Annotated in this window: 19 protein-coding genes; 14 read left to right on the top strand and 5 right to left on the bottom strand. The window is 70.7% G+C overall.

Translation table 11 applies throughout. The features are described 5' to 3' along the window. The first annotated feature begins 7 nt into the window (after positions 1 to 7). From ACG04R_RS12345 to ACG04R_RS12335, 3 genes are read left to right on the top strand one after another with little or no spacing between them, the layout of a single operon-like run. On the top strand, positions 8 to 745 hold the full coding sequence (locus ACG04R_RS12345; RefSeq protein ID WP_394410377.1) for a fimbrial biogenesis chaperone: 738 nt from the start codon (positions 8 to 10) through the stop codon (positions 743 to 745). After that, the gene (locus tag ACG04R_RS12340; protein WP_394410374.1) at positions 720 to 3,071 is read left to right on the top strand and encodes a fimbria/pilus outer membrane usher protein; all 2,352 of its coding nucleotides are present in this window, start codon (positions 720 to 722) and stop codon (positions 3,069 to 3,071) included. The genes ACG04R_RS12345 and ACG04R_RS12340 overlap by 26 nt, the downstream gene beginning before the upstream one ends. Positions 3,072 to 3,075: 4 nt before the next feature. Beyond that, on the top strand, positions 3,076 to 3,585 hold the full coding sequence (locus tag ACG04R_RS12335; RefSeq protein ID WP_394410371.1) for a Csu type fimbrial protein: 510 nt from the start codon (positions 3,076 to 3,078) through the stop codon (positions 3,583 to 3,585). 39 nt (positions 3,586 to 3,624) lie between these two features. Here ACG04R_RS12335 and ACG04R_RS12330 read toward each other — a convergent pair whose 3' ends face one another. After that, complete coding sequence (locus ACG04R_RS12330; RefSeq protein ID WP_394410367.1) at positions 3,625 to 5,067, bottom strand: cryptochrome/photolyase family protein; 1,443 nt, start codon at positions 5,065 to 5,067, stop codon at positions 3,625 to 3,627. A gap of 14 nt (positions 5,068 to 5,081) precedes the next feature. Between ACG04R_RS12330 and ACG04R_RS12325 the strand changes: the two genes are divergently transcribed. Genes ACG04R_RS12325 through ACG04R_RS12300 form a run of 6 tightly spaced genes read left to right on the top strand, consistent with a single transcriptional unit; the run spans position 5,082 to position 9,528 of the window. Next, the gene (locus ACG04R_RS12325; protein WP_394410364.1) at positions 5,082 to 5,669 is read left to right on the top strand and encodes a YqgE/AlgH family protein; all 588 of its coding nucleotides are present in this window, start codon (positions 5,082 to 5,084) and stop codon (positions 5,667 to 5,669) included. Further along, the gene (ruvX, locus tag ACG04R_RS12320; RefSeq protein WP_394410361.1) at positions 5,669 to 6,067 is read left to right on the top strand and encodes a Holliday junction resolvase RuvX; all 399 of its coding nucleotides are present in this window, start codon (positions 5,669 to 5,671) and stop codon (positions 6,065 to 6,067) included. The genes ACG04R_RS12325 and ruvX overlap by 1 nt, the downstream gene beginning before the upstream one ends. Continuing rightward, positions 6,064 to 6,549 (top strand): bifunctional pyr operon transcriptional regulator/uracil phosphoribosyltransferase PyrR, encoded by a 486-nt coding sequence (pyrR, locus tag ACG04R_RS12315; protein ID WP_394410358.1) that lies wholly within the window; start codon positions 6,064 to 6,066, stop codon positions 6,547 to 6,549. The genes ruvX and pyrR overlap by 4 nt, the downstream gene beginning before the upstream one ends. Continuing rightward, positions 6,549 to 7,511, top strand: coding sequence for an aspartate carbamoyltransferase catalytic subunit (locus ACG04R_RS12310; protein ID WP_394410355.1), 963 nt, complete (start codon positions 6,549 to 6,551; stop codon positions 7,509 to 7,511). The genes pyrR and ACG04R_RS12310 overlap by 1 nt, the downstream gene beginning before the upstream one ends. Next, positions 7,508 to 8,812, top strand: a complete 1,305-nt coding sequence (locus ACG04R_RS12305; protein ID WP_394410352.1) for a dihydroorotase — start codon at positions 7,508 to 7,510, stop codon at positions 8,810 to 8,812. Before ACG04R_RS12310 ends, ACG04R_RS12305 begins: the two co-directional genes overlap by 4 nt. Further along, the gene (locus ACG04R_RS12300; protein ID WP_394410349.1) at positions 8,809 to 9,528 is read left to right on the top strand and encodes a lysophospholipid acyltransferase family protein; all 720 of its coding nucleotides are present in this window, start codon (positions 8,809 to 8,811) and stop codon (positions 9,526 to 9,528) included. Before ACG04R_RS12305 ends, ACG04R_RS12300 begins: the two co-directional genes overlap by 4 nt. Here the strand turns inward: ACG04R_RS12300 and ACG04R_RS12295 are convergent. Together ACG04R_RS12295 and gpmA are read right to left on the bottom strand one after the other, a co-directional pair. Further along, positions 9,512 to 10,270, bottom strand: a complete 759-nt coding sequence (locus tag ACG04R_RS12295; protein ID WP_394410346.1) for a hydroxypyruvate isomerase family protein — start codon at positions 10,268 to 10,270, stop codon at positions 9,512 to 9,514. The two genes, ACG04R_RS12300 and ACG04R_RS12295, sit on opposite strands and share 17 nt — an antisense overlap. Before the next feature lie 25 nt (positions 10,271 to 10,295). Then, positions 10,296 to 11,039 carry a 2,3-diphosphoglycerate-dependent phosphoglycerate mutase gene (gene gpmA, locus ACG04R_RS12290; RefSeq protein ID WP_394410343.1) on the bottom strand — a complete coding sequence of 248 codons (744 nt, stop codon included), beginning with the start codon at positions 11,037 to 11,039 and terminating at the stop codon, positions 10,296 to 10,298. An 88-nt stretch (positions 11,040 to 11,127) separates the two neighbouring features. On the opposite strand from gpmA, the gene ACG04R_RS12285 reads away from it, so the two are divergent. From ACG04R_RS12285 to ACG04R_RS12270, 4 genes are all read left to right on the top strand, one after another. Further along, a complete protein-coding gene (locus ACG04R_RS12285; protein WP_394410340.1) occupies positions 11,128 to 11,538 on the top strand; it encodes a rhodanese-like domain-containing protein in 411 nt (136 codons plus the stop codon). Between the two features lie 35 nt (positions 11,539 to 11,573). Beyond that, on the top strand, positions 11,574 to 11,834 hold the full coding sequence (grxC, locus tag ACG04R_RS12280; protein WP_394410337.1) for a glutaredoxin 3: 261 nt from the start codon (positions 11,574 to 11,576) through the stop codon (positions 11,832 to 11,834). A gap of 136 nt (positions 11,835 to 11,970) precedes the next feature. Then, positions 11,971 to 12,444 carry a protein-export chaperone SecB gene (secB, locus tag ACG04R_RS12275; protein WP_394410334.1) on the top strand — a complete coding sequence of 158 codons (474 nt, stop codon included), beginning with the start codon at positions 11,971 to 11,973 and terminating at the stop codon, positions 12,442 to 12,444. Between the two features lie 79 nt (positions 12,445 to 12,523). Further along, the gene (locus ACG04R_RS12270; protein ID WP_394410901.1) at positions 12,524 to 13,522 is read left to right on the top strand and encodes an NAD(P)H-dependent glycerol-3-phosphate dehydrogenase; all 999 of its coding nucleotides are present in this window, start codon (positions 12,524 to 12,526) and stop codon (positions 13,520 to 13,522) included. Position 13,523: 1 nt separating this feature from the next. Here ACG04R_RS12270 and trmL read toward each other — a convergent pair whose 3' ends face one another. Continuing rightward, complete coding sequence (gene trmL / locus ACG04R_RS12265; protein ID WP_394410331.1) at positions 13,524 to 13,994, bottom strand: tRNA (uridine(34)/cytosine(34)/5-carboxymethylaminomethyluridine(34)-2'-O)-methyltransferase TrmL; 471 nt, start codon at positions 13,992 to 13,994, stop codon at positions 13,524 to 13,526. Between the two features lie 23 nt (positions 13,995 to 14,017). Continuing rightward, entirely contained in the window at positions 14,018 to 14,773 is a 756-nt protein-coding gene (locus tag ACG04R_RS12260; RefSeq protein WP_394410327.1) for a ComF family protein, read from the bottom strand. A gap of 23 nt (positions 14,774 to 14,796) precedes the next feature. Between ACG04R_RS12260 and ACG04R_RS12255 the strand changes: the two genes are divergently transcribed. After that, on the top strand, positions 14,797 to 15,720 hold the full coding sequence (locus tag ACG04R_RS12255; protein WP_394410324.1) for a biotin synthase: 924 nt from the start codon (positions 14,797 to 14,799) through the stop codon (positions 15,718 to 15,720). Positions 15,721 to 15,851: the final 131 nt, after the last annotated feature.

Genomic DNA, 15,851 nt, shown 5'->3' with positions numbered 1-15,851 from the left:
GTTAGTGATGAAGCGCTTCTTCCGACAAATGGGCGTGCTGCTGTTGGTGACGCTGTGGTCCTACTCGGTCCGCGCCGCCGACGTGACCCTGATGCCGGTCACCGTCAGGCTCGATCGCGCCAATGACCGCGCCACCGTGCAGGTCATGAACAACGGCCAGGAGCCGGTGCTGATGCAGGCCGAGGCGATCGCGTGGAACCGCGTCGGCGGCATCGACGTGGACGGCCCCACGAACGATCTCATCGTCAACCCGCCGGTCTTCACCGTGCAGCCCGGCCAGACCCAGGTGCTGCGCCTGGGTCTGCGCCGCAACCAGGAGCTGGCGGAAGAGGGCACCTATCGCATCGTGCTGCGCGAGGTGCCGATGCCGCGCCCGTCCGACGCGCTGAACGTGGCCGGCAGCGTGCGCGTGCTGGTGGCGTTGCGCGTGCCCGTCTACGTGGCGCCGGCCCAGGTACGGCGCGGCGAGCAATGGAAGCTCAGCCGCGCCGCCAACGGTGAGCTGCTGGCCGAGGTGGCCAACACCGGCAACGTCCACCTCAAGGTGTCCGAGCTGCGGCTTCAGGGCGAGAACGGCCAGGCGCTGGCCCAGGTGGCGCAGAAGGGTGGCCACGCGGTCATCTTCCCCGGCGAGCAGCGCGTGTTCCGGCTGCCGGCGCATGCCCAGGCCACGCAGGTGGAGGTGCTGACCGAGCAGGGCCTGCAGAAAGTCGCGCTCAATGACGGGGCTGCGGCTAGACCTTGACGACCGCCGGGGCCGGGCGGCCCTGATCGCGCTGCTGTTCCTGCTGATCGCCGCCGCGGCCACCGCGCAAACGACTCGTCCCGAGGTCCGCATGAACTGGGGCGAGACCCTGCTGCTGGCGCTGAAGGTCAACGGCGTTCCGCAGGACGGCATGCTGCGCGCGGTGCGCCTCAGCGAGGGACTGGCCATCCCGCAGTCCAACTGGGACGAGCTGCACCTGCGCCTGCCCATCGGCGGGACGGCGCGTGTCATCGACGGTGAGCAGCACGTGCTGCTGGCGACGGCCGGCCCGCTGCGCTGGCGCATCGACGAGGCCAGCCAGACGCTGGAGATCGAAGCACCGGCCAATGCCTTCGTCGGCCAGAGCCTGGACCTGAACCCCGGCCTGCCGCGCGTGACGCAGCCATCGGTCTGGGCGCCGTTCGTCAACTACGACGCGCAGTGGCAGCACGGCGCTGGCGGCCGCCGCATGACCGACGTGTTGTGGGAGACCGGGCTGTTCGGCCCGCAGGGTGACTTCAGCAGCACGGGCCTGGCACGCAGCGAGGCGCATGGCGTGCGGCTGGACACGCGCTGGCAGCGCGACGACCCCGAGCGGCTTGTGCGGCTGCGCGTGGGCGACGGTGTCAGCCAGCCCGGCGCCTGGGGCCGCGCGCTGCGCTACGGCGGCGTGCAGTGGGGCACGGACTTCTCGCTTCAGCCCGGCTTCCTGAGCTTTCCGCTGCCCACGCTGCGCGGCGAGGCAGCGCTGCCGTCCACGCTGGACGTCTATGTCAACAACGGCCAGCGGCTGCAAAGCCGCCTGCAGCCCGGGCCGTTCGACCTGAGCGATCTGCCTGTCGTCACCGGCCAGGGCGAGATCCGCACGGTCGTGCGCGACCTGCTGGGCCGCGAGCAGGTCGTCGTCACGCCCTACTACGTCAGCCCCGCGCTGCTGAAGCCTGGCCTGAGTGCTGTCAGCGTGGACGTCGGCGCGGAGCGCGAGGACTACGGCATCGCCAGCAACCGCTACGGCCGCATGATGGCCAGCGTGACCGAGCGGCGCGGCGTGACGGAGCGCTTCACGCGGGAGCTTCGCGTTGAAGCCATGGGCCGCCAGCAGGCGGCGGGCGCCACCGGCTGGTGGCTGTGGCCTGCGCTCGGTACGGCCAGCGCCTCCGCCGTGGCCAGCCGCAACCGCGACCGCGGTGCCGGCTGGCTGCTGATGGCCGGACTGGATCGCCAGGCGCGCGATTGGAGCGGCAGCCTGCAGTTGCGCCGCGCCAGCCCGCGTTTCAGCCAGGCCGGCCAGCCCGACGACACGGCACCGCGCACCGTCATCACGGCGGCACTGGGCACCGCGTGGTCGGGCCATTCGCTGGGCGCGAGCTTCACGCAGCAGCGTGGTGCCCTCATCGGGAGCAAGTTCGCCCAGCTCAACTACAGCCGCGACCTGGGCGGGTGGGGCTATCTGGGCCTCATCGTCTTCCGCGACCTGAGCCGCGGCGGCAGCGGCAGCACCGTGGGCCTGAGCTGGAGTCTGGCGCTGGATTCGCGCCACGGCGTCAGCACCAGCGTGCAGCGTCAGCGCAGCCTCGATGGCGGCCATCAAGACGTCGTGCAGACGCAGCTCCAGCGCAACCCCGCGCTCGGCTCCGGCCTGGGCTACCAGCTGATGGCCGAGAGCGGTGGCCGACAGCTTGCGCAGGGGCAGTGGCAGGGCGAGCACGTCGTGCTGAGCGGCGGCGTCGGGCGGCGCGACCGTGACGTCGAGACCCGCGCCGGGGCCGCTGGCGGCCTGGCCTGGGTGGATGGCAGCCTGTTCGCCGGGCGGCGCATCGAGGGGGGCATCGCGGTCGTCGACGTCGGCGGACACGAGGGTGTGCGCGTCACGCAAGACAACCAGGTCGTCGCGCGGACCGACGCACGCGGTCGGGCCTTCGTGTCCGGCCTGCGCGGCTACCAGCCCAACCGCGTCGGCATCGACGCCAGCGACCTGCCGATGGACGTGGAGCTGCAGGCGCTGGAGATCCAGCTCACGCCGGCTGCCCGCAGCGCGGCACGCATCGACTTCCCTGCGCAGCGCGGCCGCGCGGCGACGCTGCGCGTCGTCGACGCTGTCGGCCTGCCGCTGCCGCCCGGCGCGCAACTGCAGCCGGCCGGCCAGCCGCGGCGCTTCCCTGTGGGCCTGAACGGCCGCACCTATCTGGCCGGGCTGAGCGAGGGCCGCAACACGGTGCTGGCGCACTGGACGGACGAGCGCGAGCACCAGTGCCAGTTCGACTTCACGGCGCCGCCCCCGAGCGGCGATGATCTGCCCGACCTGGGCCTGCTGACCTGCCGGTGATGCCATGACACGAACGTCGATCCGCCTGCTACTCGCCTCGTTGCTGCTGTGGCTGCTGGCCTGGGCCGGCCCGGCGCGCGCGCTGTGCCTGCCGGCCTTGTGCACCTGCACGCTGGCCACCACCAACGTCGTCTTTGGCACCTACAACCCGCTCGCCTTCGGCAACACGGACACGACCGGTGCCGTCAAGGTCGACTGCGGCGGCGTGGCCGGGCTGCTGATCCCCTTCAACATCGCCATCAGCGCCGGCAGTGGCGGCAGCTACGCCAACCGGCGCATGAAGAGTGGCAGCAACTCGCTGGGCTACAACCTCTACACCGACGCGTCGTTCACCACCGTCTGGGGCGACGGCAGCAGCGCGACGCAGCTCGTCAGCTCCGGTGTCACGCTGGACGCGCTGGGCCTGGCGCCGACGCAGAACTTCACCGTCTACGGCCGCATCCCGGGCCGCCAACTGACGACGGTGCCGGGCGTCTACAGCGACACGATCAACGTCACGCTGACGTACTTCTAGATCTGGAAGGAGGCAGTGGGATCTGCCCGCTTGCCGACATCAGATCTTCCGGCTCTTGACGACGGCGTAACGCGCCAGCGTGCGTTCGCGGGCGATGGCGTGGTCGACGACCGGGCGCGGGTAGTCCACCCCCTGCATGGCCAGCGGCGCGCGGTCCCACGGCGCATGGATGGCCTTGTTGTCCAGCGCCGCCAGTTCCGGGCAGTAGCGGCGGATGAAGCGGCCGTCGGCGTCGAACTTCTCGCTCTGCGCGGTGGGGTTGAAGATGCGGAAATAGGGCTGGGCGTCGCAGCCGCTGCTGCTGGCCCACTGCCAGCCGCCGTTGTTGGCGGCGAGGTCGAAGTCCAGCAGCTGCTGGGCGAACCAGGCCTCGCCGCGGCGCCAGTCCAGCCCCAGGTCCTTGGTCAGGAAGCTGGCCGTCACCATGCGCAGCCGGTTGTGCATGTAGCCGGTCTGGTGGAGCTGGCGCATCGCGGCGTCAACCAGCGGGAAGCCCGTGCGGCCCTCGCGCCAGGCTTTGAGGAGCGTGTCGGCGTGCTCGCCCGTCTCCCACTGGATCGCGTCGTACTCGGGCCGGAAGGCGGCCGTCATTGCATGCGGGTGGTGGTGCATGACCTGGTGATAGAAGTCGCGCCAGATCAGCTCCGACAGCCAGACTTCGGCGCCGCGGTCGCCCCCCTGCATCCGCTGGTGGGCCAGGCGCGCGAGCCGGCGGATGGACACGGTGCCGAAGCGCAGGTGCACGCTGAGGTAGCTGGGGCCCTTGACGGCCGGGAAGTCGCGCTTGTCGCCGTAGTCGGCGATGCGGTCGAGGAAGTCGTCCAGCAGCGCCTCGGCACCACGGCTGCCCTGGCCGACGTGCGCGATCAGCCCGGCAGGCTGGAAGCCGATGTCCGCCAGCGCCGGCACGCCGGTGGCCAGCGGCGTCGGCGCCAGCGCGGTGGCGTGCCGCTCGACCGGGTAGCTGCTCAGGTAGAACGCATCCACCTTGCGCAGCCAGGCGTTCTTGTAGGGCGTGAACACGCCGTAGGCGCCGCCGGTGGCCGTCATGACCTCGCGGCGCTCGAAGATGACGTGGTCCTTGAACGTGCGCAGCTCGCAGCCGGACGATTTCAGCCGGTCCGCCACCCGCGCGTCGCGCGCCAGCGCGGCCGGCTCGTCGTCGTGGTTGGCGAACACGGCCTGCACGCCCAGCTCGGCAGCCAGCCTCGGGATCTCGTCGGCTGCCGCGCCGTGCCGCACGACCAGCGCGCCGCCCAGCCGGCGCAGGTCGTCGTCCAGCACCCGCAGCGCGCCGAGGATGAACTCGACGCGCCGGTCTGCGCGGGGCAGGGCGTCGAGGATGTCGCGGTCCAGCACGAAGGCGCAGAACACCTGTCTGGCGCTGCGCAGCGCGTGGTACAGCGCCGCGTGGTCGTCCACGCGCAGGTCGCGGCGGAACCAGACGAGCGCACGGTCGACCGGCTTGGAAGGGGAATTCATACCCACAGAATAAAATGCCTTCCATGCCCGCCGACCGGATCGTCCTGACCAATCAATTCCTCATCGCCATGCCGGGCATGGCCGACGAGGCCTTCGCGGGGACGGTCGTCTACCTCTGCGAGCACAACGACAACGGCGCGCTGGGCCTGGTCATCAACAAACCCATCTCGCTGACGCTGGGCACGCTGTTCGAGAAGGTCGAGCTCAGCCCGCCCAGCGACCCGCTGGCCGAGACGCCGGTCTTCTACGGCGGTCCGGTGCAGACGGACCGCGGCTTCGTGCTGCATGAGCCGCTGGACGAGGCAGGCGGCCACTACAACGCGACGCTGGCCGTGCCCGGCGGCCTGGAGATGACCACCAGCCGCGACGTGCTGGAGGCGCTGTCCAACGGCGCCGGCCCCAAGAAGCTGCTCGTCACGCTGGGCTACAGCGGCTGGGCCGCGGGTCAGCTGGAGGAAGAGATCGGCCGCAACGGCTGGCTGACGGTGGACGCCTCGCCGGCCATCATCTTCGACACGCCGGTCGAGCAGCGCTACGAGAAGGCCCTGGGCCTGCTGGGCATCGACCCGCGCATGCTCAGCTCTGACGCGGGGCACGCCTGATGAAGCGCGACGCTTCAGCGCCGACGCTTCAATCCTTTCTCGCTTTTGATTTCGGCACCCGCCGCATCGGCGTGGCCAGCGGCACGCGGCTGCTGGGCGCGGGCGAGCCGCGCGGCACCATCAAGGGCGGCGACTTCGACGCCATCGCCGCCCTCATCCAGACCTGGCAGCCCGACGCCCTCGTCATCGGCGTGCCGCGCCACCCCGATGGCACGCCGCACGAGATGACCGCCAAGGCGCAGAACTTCGGCCGGCGCCTTTCCGGGCGCTACCACCTGCCGGTCTTCGAGGTGGACGAGCGCTACACCAGCGTCGAAGCCGAAGCCGAAGGCGCGCACGACGTCGACGCCGCCGCCGCCGCCCTGATCCTCGAACAATTTTTCAGAGAACATCCATGAGCGACCTCAAGCTGGATGCCGAGGCCCTGTACCTCGAGCTCAAGAAAGGCGTGCAGCGACTGCTGACGCCGGACACCGCCCTTGTCGGCATCTGGAGCGGCGGCGCCTGGCTGGCCGAGCGGCTGGCGGCCGACCTCGGCGTGGCGGCCGGCACCATCTCCAGCGCGATGCACCGCGACGACTTCGGCTCGCGCGGCATGGCCAAGGCCGATCACACCAAGCTGCCCTTCGAGGTCAACGGCCGCGACATCCTGCTGATCGACGACGTGCTCTACACCGGCCGCACGACGCGCGCCGTGCTCAACGAGCTGTTCGACTTCGGTCGCCCGGCCAGCGTGCAGCTGGCCGTGCTGGTGGACCGCGGCGGGCGCCAGCTGCCCATCGAGCCGGCGTTCTCTGCGGCGCGCGTGACGCTGTCTGCCGAGCAGAGCCTGCGTCTGGCCCGCGACGAGGCCGGCGCTTTCAGCTTCGAGGTGAAGTGATGCTCAGCAAACGCAACCCTCAACTCAATAAGCATGGCGAGCTGATCCACCTGCTGTCCATCGAAGGCCTGCCGCGCGCGGTCATCGAGCAGATCCTGGACACCGCCGGCAGCTTCCTGTCCGTCAACGACCGCGAGGTCAAGAAGGTGCCGCTGCTGCGCGGCAAGTCGGTGTTCAACCTGTTCTTCGAGAACAGCACCCGCACCCGCACCACCTTCGAGATCGCCGCCAAGCGCCTGTCCGCCGACGTCATCAACCTCGACATCGCGCGCAGCTCCACCGCCAAGGGCGAGACGCTGCTGGACACGGTGGCCAACCTCAGCGCGATGCACGCCGACATGTTCGTCGTGCGCCACAGCGAGAGCGGCGCGCCGCACCTGATCGCCCAGCACTGCGCGCCACACGTGCACGTCGTGAATGCCGGCGACGGCCGCCATGCGCACCCGACGCAGGGCCTGCTGGACATGTACACGATCCGGCACTTCAAGAAGGACTTCCGCAACCTGACGGTGGCCATCGTCGGCGACATCGTCCACTCGCGCGTGGCCCGCTCGGACATCCACGCGCTGAACATCCTGGGCGTGCCTGAGATCCGCGCTGTCGGCCCGAAGACGCTCGTGCCGGGCGACCTGCGCGAGATGGGCGTGCGCGTCTGCCACGACATGGCCGAGGGCGTGAAGGACGCTGACGTCGTCATCATGCTGCGCCTGCAGAACGAGCGCATGAACGGCGGCATGCTGCCCAGCAGCGGCGAGTTCTTCAAGCACTTCGGCCTGACGCCGGATAAGCTGGCGCTGGCCAAGCCCGACGCCATCGTCATGCACCCCGGCCCCATCAACCGCGGCGTCGAGATCGCGTCCGAGGTGGCGGACGGCAAGAGCAGCGTGATCCTTCCTCAAGTGACATTCGGCATCGCTGTCCGAATGGCTGTCATGGCCATCCTCGCAGGGAACGAAGCATGAAGATCCTCATCAAGGGCGGTCGCCTCATCGACCCGGCCTCCAACCTCGACCGCGTCGGCGACGTCGCCATCGCCAACGGCCGCATCGTCAAGCTGGGTGAAGTCGGCGACTTCAGCGCCGAGCGCACATTGGATGCCACCGGCCTCGTCGTCGCGCCCGGCCTCGTGGACCTGTGCGCCCGCCTGCGCGAGCCCGGCCACGAGCACGAAGGCCTGCTAGAGAGCGAACTCGCCGCGGCCGCGGCCGGCGGCGTGACCAGCCTGGTCTGCCCGCCCGACACCGACCCCGTGCTGGACGAGCCCGGCCTCGTCGAGATGCTGAAGTTCCGCGCCCGCAAGCTCAGCCGCTGCCGGCTGTTCCCGCTCGGCGCGCTGACGCGCCAGCTGGACGGTGCTGCGCTGACCGAGATGGCCGAGCTGACCGAGGCCGGCTGCATCGGCTTCTCGCAGGCCGAGGTGCCGATCAAGGACACCGTCGTGCTGAGCCGCGCGCTGCAGTACGCCGCGACCTACGGCTACACCGTCTGGCTGCGCCCGCAGGACGCCTGGCTGGGCGGTGGCGTGGCCGCCAGCGGCCCGGTGGCGACGCGGCTGGGCCTGTCCGGCGTGCCGGTCAGTGCCGAGACGATTGCGCTGCACACCATCTTCGAGCTGGTGCGTGCCACCGGCGCCCGCGTGCACCTCTGCCGCCTGTCCAGCGCCGCCGGTGTGGAGCTGGTGCGCGCGGCCAAGCGCGACGGCCTGCCGGTGACGGCGGACGTGTCCATCAACTCGCTGCACCTGAGCGACGTGGACATCGGCTACTTCGACTCCGCGATGCGGCTGACGCCGCCGCTGCGCCAGGGCCGCGACCGCGACGCGCTGCGCACGGGCCTGGCCGACGGCACCCTCGACGCGCTCGTGTCCGACCACATGCCCGTGACCAGCGACGAGAAGGCTGTGCCCTTCGCCGAGGCCACGCCCGGCGCGACCGGCCTGGAGCTGCTGCTGAGCCTGGCGCTGCGCTGGGCCCGCGATGCCGAGCTGCCGCTGCCGCGCGCGCTGGCAGTCGTCACCGCCGAGCCGGTGCGTGTGCTGGGCAGCGCGCTGGGTTCGCTGGCCGCGAGCGCCGGCCGCCTCGTGGAAGGCGGCGTCGCCGACGTCTGCGTGTTCGACGCCGGTGCCAGCTGGGCCGTCACGCCCGAGCGGCTTGCCAGCCAGGGCAAGCACACGCCGTTCGCGTTCGAACGCACGGGCTTCGAGCTGCCGGCGCGCGTGCGCACGACGCTGGTGGCCGGCCACGTCGCCTACGAGGCTGAATGATCGCGGTCTGGCGCCTGCTGCGGCTGGTGCCGCATGTGCTGCACGGGCTGTGGATCGTCAAGCGCCGCTTCGAGCTGCTGCCCGCCGCCGAGCGGCACCAGCTCGTCCAGTGGTGGTCGCTGAAGACGCTGCGCATCCTCGGCATCACGCTGAAGGCCGAGGGTACGGCGCTGCCGGCGGGACATTTGCTGGTGGCCAACCACATCTCGTGGCTGGACATCGCCGCCGTGCACGCGGTGCTGCCGCAGGCGCGCTTCGTCTCCAAGGCCGACGTGAAGCACTGGCCGCTGGTCGGTGCGCTCGTCGAAGGCGTGGGCACGCTGTTCATCGAGCGCGCCAGCAAGCGCGACGCGCTGCGCGTCGTGCACCAGACGGCGGCGGCGCTGCAGGCCGGCGACTGCGTGGCGGTCTTCCCGGAAGGCACGACCGGCGCCGGCACCGAACTGCTGCCTTTCCACGCCAACCTGTTGCAGGCAGCCATCTCGGTGGAGGCGCCGGTGCTACCTCTGGTGCTGCGCTGGCACGAGCCCGGCGAACGCTTCAGCACCGCGGCGCGCTTCATCGGCGACACGACGTTGGTGCAGAGCCTGTGGGCCATCGCGTCGGCCCGCGGGCTGGGGGTCGAGGTGCAGATCCTGCCCAGTGTGGCTGTCGCCGGCCGGGACCGGCGGGCGCTGGGCGAGGCGCTGCGCGGCGCGATCAGCGCGCGGCTGTAAGCCAGCCCAGGCCAGCCGAGGTGGCCGCACGCGGCCGGTATTCGAGGCCGATGCTGCCGGGCCAGTTCCGCGCGTCGAGCAGTGCGGATTCGGCCGCGTACTCGCCGGCCGCCGGCTCGTGGCGGCCATCGACACCGGCGACTTGCACATGGCCCAGCACGCCGAGGTCCAGCGCGCGGGTCAGGTGGCTCAGCGATTCGCCTTCGGTAACGCGGCAGTGGTAGAGGTCCAGCTGCAGCTGCACGCGCGCTGATCCGAGCGCGGCGAGCAGGTCCAGCGCCTGCGCCTGCCGATGCAGGAAGTAGCCGGGCATGTCGCGGTGATTGATGGGCTCGACGAGCAGCGGCAGCGGCGACTGCGCGGCCGCCCAGTCGAGATTGGACAGCCAGGTCGCGCGCGTCTCGGGGCTGTCCTCCGCCAGGCCGGACAGCAGGTGAATGCGTCCGGCGCCGAGTCGGTGGGCGAGGTCCAGCCCGCGGAGCGTGGTGTCACGGAAGCGGGCCTCATGGCCGGGCAGCGCCGCGAAACCGCGTTCGCCGGTCGCCCAGTCGCCCGCCGGGGCGTTCATCAGCACGACGTGCAGGCCCGTGAGCGACGTTTGCAGCGCGGCAGCATCGTGCAGGTGCGGCTGCTGCAGCTCTACGGCGCCGAAGCCGTCCGCCCGCGCGGCGGTGGGGCGGTCGAGGTAGGCGTGCTCCGTGTAGAGCCAGTCGAGGTTGGCGGCAAAGCGCGGCGGGATCACGAAAGCGCCCGCCGCCGTCGAACGATCAGGCCTTGCCCTGGTTCGCGACGGCTGCGGCCGCCTTGGCCGCGGCTTCGGCGTCGCCGAGGTAGTAGCTCTTGATCGGCTTCAGGTTCTCGTCGAGCTCGTAGACCAGCGGGATGCCGTTGGGGATGTTGACGCCCACGATGGCGTCGTCGGCGATGTTGTCCAGGTACTTGACCAGCGCACGGATGCTGTTGCCGTGGGCGGCGATCAGCACGCGCTGGCCGGACTTGATCGTCGGCGCGATGGTGTCGTTCCAGAACGGCAGCACGCGGGCGACGGTGTCCTTCAGGCATTCGGTCAGCGGCACTTCGCCTTCCTTCAGGCCTGCGTAGCGGCGGTCGCCACGCTCGCTGCGCGGGTCGGTCGCTTCCAGCGCCGGCGGCGGCGTGTCATAGCTGCGGCGCCAGATCAGCACCTGCTCGTCGCCGTACTGCTTGGCCATGTCGGCCTTGTTCAGGCCCTGCAGGCCGCCGTAGTGGCGCTCGTTCAGGCGCCAGGCGTGGCGGACCGGCAGCCAGGTGCGGTCCATCTGGTCCAGCGCGTGCCACAGCGTCCACACGGCGCGCTTGAGCACGGACGTGTAGGCGATGTCGAAGTCGTAGCCCGCTTCCTTCAGCAGGCGGCCGGCGCTCTTGGCCTGCTCCACGCCGGTGGGCGTCAGGTCCACGTCGGTCCAGCCGGTGAAGCGGTTTTCCAGGTTCCAGGTCGATTCGCCGTGGCGGATGAGGACGAGCTTGTACATGGGCTAGCAGCGCACAGGTGGTGGAAGGCGGCGGATTATCGGCTGCGGCGATAATGATCGGCTTCGTTGAATCACACGGGATGCTTGCTTGAACTTCCTGCTCCAGAACTGGTATCTGATCCTCGCTGCCCTCGCCTCGGGTGGCATGCTGCTGTGGCCGCTCATCGTGTCGGGCTCGCAGGGCGCGGCCGTCGGCACGGCTGCCGCGGTGCAGCTGATCAACCGCGAGAAGGGCGTCCTGATCGACGTCAGCGAGCCCGAGGAGTTCGCCAAGGGCCACGCGGTCGGGGCGCGAAACATCCCCTTTGGCCAACTTGAAGGCCACAAGCAACTGCCCTCCAACAAGGCCCTGCCGCTCGTGGTGGTGTGCCCGACCGGCGCACGCGCCGGCCGCGCCGCAGGCATCCTTCGCAAGCTGGGCTACGAAAACGCCCAGGTGCTGGCGGGTGGCCTGAAGGCCTGGCGCGAAGCCAACCTGCCGGTCGAGAAGACGGCGTGAGCCGTTTCAAAGAAACCGCGTAAGGAAGTCTGGCCATGGCCACCGTGAAGATGTACACCACCCTGGTCTGCCCGTTCTGCGTGCGTGCCAAGATGCTGCTGAAGCAGCGCGGCGTCGAGCAGATCGAAGAGATCCGCGTGGACCTTAATCCCGGCGAGCGCCAGGCCATGATGGACAGGACCGGCCGCCGCACCGTTCCGCAGATCTTCATCGGCGACACCCACGTGGGCGGCTGCGACGACCTCGTCGCGCTGGACCAGCGCGGCGGTCTGATGCCGCTGCTGCAGGCCGCCTGAGCGCCTTTCGGCCGGCCTGATTTCAAGCCCGGGCAAGCCCCGGGCGGCCTGTCACGAGGCCTCGCCCATAATCCACTCACCGCCCGCAGCGCGCCGCCTGCGGGCTTTTGTTTGACACTGCCGCCGAAAGAGTTCCATGGCCGACGAGATCCAAGCTGCCGCCGAAGGCACCCCCGTGTTCCAGATCCAGCGCATGTACCTGAAGGATCTGTCGCTGGAGCAGCCCAACGCGCCTCACATCCTGATGGAGCAGACCCAGCCCCAGGTCGACATCAACCTGACGCTGTCGGCCGAGAACGTCACCGACGGCATCTTCGAAGTCTGCGTGACGGCCACTGTCAACACCAAGGTCGGCGACAAGACGCTGTTCCTCGTGGAAGCCAAGCAGGCCGGCATCTTCGAGATCCGCAACGTGCCGCAGGACCAGGTCGAAGGCATCCTGGGCATCGTCTGCCCGCAGATGGTCTACCCCTACCTGCGCGCCATCGTGTCGGACGTCTGCACCCGCGCCGGTTTCCCGCCCGTGCTGCTGACCGAAGTGAACTTCCAGGCCATGTTCGAGGCGCAGCAGGCACAGCGTGCCGCCCAGGGCAGCACCGCGGTCAACTGATCCGGCTCCCGAACTGACGACGCCCCGCCGAGTGCGGGGCGTTTTGTTTTCTTGGGTGAAACTCCTGCGCATGACGACGATGAAGATCAGCGTGCTCGGTGCCGGTGCCTGGGGCACGGCCCTGGCCATCCAGGCCGCGCGCGCCGGCCATGAAGTGCGCCTGTGGGGCCGCGACGCAGACGCCGTCGCGCAGATGCGCGCCACGCGCCGCAACGCGGCCTATCTGCCCGACAGCGAGTTGCCTGCGGCGCTCGGGCTGACGGCCGACCGCGACGAGGCTGTCGTCCACGCCGCCGACGGGCTGACCATCGTCGCGACACCGATGTCCGGCCTGCGCGAGACGCTGGCCGTGCTGCCGTCGACGCAGCGCGTGCTGTGGTTGTGCAAGGGCTTCGAGGCCGGCACGGGCCGGCTGGGCCACGAGATCGCGCGCGAGCTGAATCCGGCGATGCGCGTGGGCGTGCTGTCGGGCCCCAGCTTTGCCCAGGAGGTGGCCGCCGGCCGCCCGACCGCGCTCGTCGCCGCGAGCGAGGACGCCGGGCTGGCGCAGGCCGCCGTCGACGCCTTTCACGGCGAGCGGCTGCGCGTCTACACGTCGGGCGACCCGGTGGGTGTGGAGGTGGGCGGCGCGGTCAAGAACGTGATGGCCATCGCCGTGGGCATCTGCGACGGGCTGTCGGGCTCATCGCCCGATGCGCCCGGCCTGAATGCCCGTGCCGCGCTGATCACGCGGGGGCTGGCCGAGATGCTGCGCCTGGGTGTCGCGCTCGGCGCCAAGGTCGAGACCTTCATGGGCCTGTCGGGCCTGGGTGATCTGGTGCTGACGGCCACGGGGGATCTGTCGCGCAACCGGCGCGTGGGCCTGCTGCTGGCGCAGGGGCTGGCGCTGCCGCAGATCCTGGCGCAGCTGGGCCATGTGGCCGAAGGTGTCTACAGCGCGCCGACGGTGCTGGCGCGGGCGCGGGCCGCCGGCGTCGAGATGCCGATCACCGAAGGCATGGTGGCCCTGCTGGAAGGGCGGCTGAAGGTGGGCGAGGCCGTCGAGCGGTTGATGAGCCGGGACGCGAAGGCGGAGTGATTCAAACGCCTCCGGCGTAGTCGTTCTGCCGCCAGGCCTCGAACACGGCGACGGCCACGCTGTTGCTGAGATTGAGGCTGCGCTGGCCCTCGCGCATCGGCAGGCGCACGCGCTGCGCGTTCGGGAAGCCGTCGCGCAGCGCGGGCGGCAGGCCGGCGGTCTCGCTGCCGAAGACGAACCAGTCGCCCGGCTGCCAGGCCACCTCGCTGAGCGGCCGGCTGCCGCGCGTCGTGAACGCGAACAGGCGCGCCGGGTCGGGCGATTCGGCGGCCAGGAAGGCGGTCCAGTCGGCATGCCGCTGCACGCGGGCGTACTCGTGATAGTCCAGCCCGGCGCGCTGCAGCAGGCGGTCCTCCATCGAGAAGCCCAGCGGCTCGATGAGGTGCAGTGCGCAGCCGGTGTTGGCGGCGAGACGGATCACGTTGCCGGTGTTCGGCGGGATCTCGGGGTGGACAAGGACGATGTTGAACATGCGGCCGGGAGTATCCCGCGGCGCTACTCGTCGCCGGGCTCGGGAGTTCGGGCAATGACCCAGGCTTGCACCGTCATCGCCCCCGCCTGCAGCAGCACGCGGGCCAGCTCGAACAGCGTGGCGCCGCTGGTCATCACGTCGTCCAGCAGCGCGACGTTGGTGCCGCGCAGCTGCGCCGCCTTCAACGGGTCGACGGCGAAGACGCCGCGCACGTTGGCGACGCGCTGTTCCAGCTTGAGCCCGGCCTGGCGTTCGTTGTGGCGCACGCGCAGCAGCATCTCGGGCTCGCAGCGCAGGCCGCGCCGGCGTGCCAGCGCCTTGGCCAGCTCGTGCGCCTGGTTGTAGCCGCGCTCGTGCAGACGCTCGGTCGACAGCGGCACCGGCAGCAGCCAGTCGGGCGCATCGACCTCGGCGGCCGCCAGCGCGGAGTTCAGCCGTTGCAGCAGGCTCTCGCGCAGCTCCAGCGCCTGGTGGTACTTGAAGTGCTGCAGCAGGCCATCCCAGGGGAAGCGGTAGTCCAGTGCCGCCACCGCGCGGTCCAGCGGCGGCGCGTCGACAAGGCAACGCCCGCACTGCGGCCGCGGGCGGCCGGTCAGTTCCGGTGGCAGCCGCGCCGCGCAGGTCCAGCAGCGCGGCTGGGGGCGGGCGTAGAGCTGCAGGCAGTGCTCGCAGATGGTCTGGTCGCTCCAGGTGCGGCAGACCGTGCATTGACCGGCGCAGCGCAGCAGGACTCGTTCCACGAGTGCGGGCTTTGGCGTCGCCAGGGAGCGGTCGGGCATCGGGTCAATATACTGACCGACCCATGAGCGAGACGGCATCGATCCCTACTTCAAACAAGGGGCCGCGGCCTCAGGATATTGATGATGCCGCGCTGCGTCGTCAGGCCCGCCGCCTCGCTCGCGCTGCGCAGCCGCCGTGGCTGCACGCCGAGGTCGCGCGCCGCATGGCCGAGCGCCTGCCTCTCATCAAGCTGCAGCCGGCCCGCGTGCTGGATGCATCGCCTGCGCTGGGCGCGAGCGCCGAGCCGCTGCGCCTGGCCTATCCCAAGGCCGAGATGCTGTGGCACGAGTCCGATCCGGCGCTGGCCGAGCGCGCCGCGGCGGCGCGCTCGGCCAGCTGGTGGCAGAAGCTGCGCGGGGCGGGCGGTGGCCGTGTCGATGTTCTGCCGGCCAGGCCTGAGGTGGAACTGCTGTGGTCCAACATGGCCTTGCATGCCGCTGTCGAGCTGCCGCGCCTGCTCGGCGATTGGCAAGCCAGCCTGGCCGTCGGCGGCTTCGTCATGTTCTCGTGCCTGGGGCCGGACAGCTTCGTCGAGTTGCGCCCGCTGTACGCCCGCGCGGGCTGGGGCAGGCCGGCGCCGGACTGGTGGGACATGCACGACATCGGTGACCTGGTGCTGAAGGCCGGCTTCGCCGACCCGGTCATGGATCAGGAGCGGCTGCGCCTCACCTGGGCCGACCCCGACAGCCTGTTGGCCGACCTGCGCGCGCTGGGAGGCAACCTGGCCCCCGCGCGCTTTGCCGGCCTGCGCGGCCGGCGCTGGCGGGCCGACCTCGCGGCGCAGCTGGAAACGCTGCGTGGCGCGGACGGCCGGCTGGCGCTGACGCTGGAGCTGGTCTTCGGCCACGCCTTCAAGGCCGCGCCCCGCCTGACGGTCGCGGCCGAGACCCATGTTTCCGTCGACGCGATGCGTGCCAGCCTGCGCAAAGGCCGCTCCGGAGGCTGATTTCTAGGTGATTCCCGGGGGCTGTCACCCCCCGGTTGCGAAGGGGGCCTGGGCTAAGATTCCAGGCTGCCAAAGGGGGCCAAGGGCAAACCCGGTCCTGTCCGCGGACCTTGCGGCACCCAGGTCCGGCC

It is taken from the genome of Pelomonas candidula (genome assembly GCF_043555985.1).
GTDB classification, from domain to species: domain Bacteria; phylum Pseudomonadota; class Gammaproteobacteria; order Burkholderiales; family Burkholderiaceae_C; genus Pelomonas; species Pelomonas candidula.
The sequence above is the reverse complement of the archived record's forward strand: the minus strand, read 5'-3'. Positions and strand labels throughout refer to the sequence as shown.

Bases quoted from the DNA above. Each gene is read 5' to 3' on its own strand.
- ACG04R_RS12345 (WP_394410377.1), top strand. From the start codon at position 8: ATGAAGCGCTTCTTCCGACAAATGGGCGTGCTGCTGTTGGTGACGCTG.
- ACG04R_RS12340 (WP_394410374.1), top strand. From the start codon at position 720: ATGACGGGGCTGCGGCTAGACCTTGACGACCGCCGGGGCCGGGCGGCC.
- ACG04R_RS12335 (WP_394410371.1), top strand. From the start codon at position 3,076: ATGACACGAACGTCGATCCGCCTGCTACTCGCCTCGTTGCTGCTGTGG.
- ACG04R_RS12330 (WP_394410367.1), bottom strand. From the start codon at position 5,067: ATGAATTCCCCTTCCAAGCCGGTCGACCGTGCGCTCGTCTGGTTCCGC.
- ACG04R_RS12325 (WP_394410364.1), top strand. From the start codon at position 5,082: ATGCCTTCCATGCCCGCCGACCGGATCGTCCTGACCAATCAATTCCTC.
- ruvX (WP_394410361.1), top strand. From the start codon at position 5,669: ATGAAGCGCGACGCTTCAGCGCCGACGCTTCAATCCTTTCTCGCTTTT.
- pyrR (WP_394410358.1), top strand. From the start codon at position 6,064: ATGAGCGACCTCAAGCTGGATGCCGAGGCCCTGTACCTCGAGCTCAAG.
- ACG04R_RS12310 (WP_394410355.1), top strand. From the start codon at position 6,549: ATGCTCAGCAAACGCAACCCTCAACTCAATAAGCATGGCGAGCTGATC.
- ACG04R_RS12305 (WP_394410352.1), top strand. From the start codon at position 7,508: ATGAAGATCCTCATCAAGGGCGGTCGCCTCATCGACCCGGCCTCCAAC.
- ACG04R_RS12300 (WP_394410349.1), top strand. From the start codon at position 8,809: ATGATCGCGGTCTGGCGCCTGCTGCGGCTGGTGCCGCATGTGCTGCAC.
- gpmA (WP_394410343.1), bottom strand. From the start codon at position 11,039: ATGTACAAGCTCGTCCTCATCCGCCACGGCGAATCGACCTGGAACCTG.
- grxC (WP_394410337.1), top strand. From the start codon at position 11,574: ATGGCCACCGTGAAGATGTACACCACCCTGGTCTGCCCGTTCTGCGTG.
- secB (WP_394410334.1), top strand. From the start codon at position 11,971: ATGGCCGACGAGATCCAAGCTGCCGCCGAAGGCACCCCCGTGTTCCAG.
- ACG04R_RS12270 (WP_394410901.1), top strand. From the start codon at position 12,524: ATGAAGATCAGCGTGCTCGGTGCCGGTGCCTGGGGCACGGCCCTGGCC.
- trmL (WP_394410331.1), bottom strand. From the start codon at position 13,994: ATGTTCAACATCGTCCTTGTCCACCCCGAGATCCCGCCGAACACCGGC.
- ACG04R_RS12260 (WP_394410327.1), bottom strand. From the start codon at position 14,773: ATGCCCGACCGCTCCCTGGCGACGCCAAAGCCCGCACTCGTGGAACGA.
- ACG04R_RS12255 (WP_394410324.1), top strand. From the start codon at position 14,797: ATGAGCGAGACGGCATCGATCCCTACTTCAAACAAGGGGCCGCGGCCT.